Origin of the sequence: Prevotella sp. MGM2 (assembly GCF_002933955.1) — a bacterium.
Classification (GTDB): domain Bacteria; phylum Bacteroidota; class Bacteroidia; order Bacteroidales; family Bacteroidaceae; genus Alloprevotella.
Window position 1 is genome coordinate 1 of sequence record NZ_BEWW01000059.1, and the last position, 1250, is coordinate 1250.

Here is a 1250-nt window from a genome sequence, read left to right on the forward strand (position 1 = left end):
GGGTGCCAATTCTCTCATATTCCGTCTGGGACGCAACGAGGAAGAGCGGACACTCATCGTCAATGCCACCGGCAGGAAATGGGAATTTACCTTTACGACACTTGTCACTTTCGGAGGCGCCTTTTTCGCGGCATTCCCGCTTTTCTACAGCACAAGCTTCGGAGGCGCCTATTGGGTGTGGATGCTCATTCTGGCATCTTTCGTACTTCAAGCCGTGAGTTATGAATTCCAGTCAAAACCGGGCAACGTGCTTGGTCGGCAGGTTTACCGCCGTTTTCTCGTTTTCAACGGTTTCTTCGGACCGTTTCTGCTCGGCACGGCAGTAGCCACGTTCTTCACCGGTTCGTCTTTCAATGTGGACGCCGCCATGATGGGTGCCGACAGTTTGCCGGTGCCGGCCATCAGCCGTTGGGGCAATGCCTGGCACGGCCTTGACGCCTTGGCTGATCCGTGGAACATCATACTGGGTGTCATCGTAGTGTTCTTGTCGCGCGTACTCGGCTCGCTCTACCTGCTCAACTGCATTGAAGACCGCGAACTGCAACCCCGCATCCGACGTCAGGTTTTAACCGATGCCGTACCCTTTTTGCTCTGTTTCGTAGCCTTTGCCGGATTCCTGTTCACCAAATCAGGATTTGCCGTAGACGCATCAGGACAGATCAGCATGGAGGATTACAAATACCTGACCAATCTCACAGACATGCCGCTGGTGGCCGCCACGCTGGGCACCGGCGTGCTGCTGGTGGTAGCAGGCATCGGTCTCACCCTCTTACGCCCGAATTTCATACGAGGCATCTGGCCGGCAGGCGTGGGAACAGTGCTCACGGTGCTTTCGCTCTTGCTTTTGGCCGGCTTCAACGGAACGGCCTACTACCCTTCTTCCTCCGATCTTCAAAGCTCGCTCACACTGGCCAACAGTTGCTCCAGCCAATTTACCCTGACGGCTATGGCATGGGTATCACTCATCATTCCCTTCGTATTGGCCTACATCGCCTACGCCTGGCATGCCATTGACCGCAAAAGCATGACACGCCGCGAACTAGAAGAGGAAGAACACAAATACTGATACTTTTTCCAGTATGAATGGTTAATGATATTTAAGTCTTTTTGCATATAATAAACAAAGAGACTTTCAATACGGTATTTAACATTTCTTGCTTTCAGGACGTTTATGTTGTATCTTTGCTCTGAAATAGAAAGCCGCCCCGTAAAGGCGGCTTTTTCTGTAAGTATCAGGCGGTGAAAAAGCC

General features: G+C 52.2%; 1 protein-coding gene. It reads left to right on the forward strand.

The window, feature by feature from the left end:
* Positions 1-1066: cytochrome d ubiquinol oxidase subunit II (gene cydB, locus C5S62_RS01415; RefSeq protein WP_104403748.1), on the forward strand; the 1066-nt coding region annotated here is incomplete at its 5' end.
* Between the last annotated feature and the right edge of the window lie 184 nt (positions 1067-1250).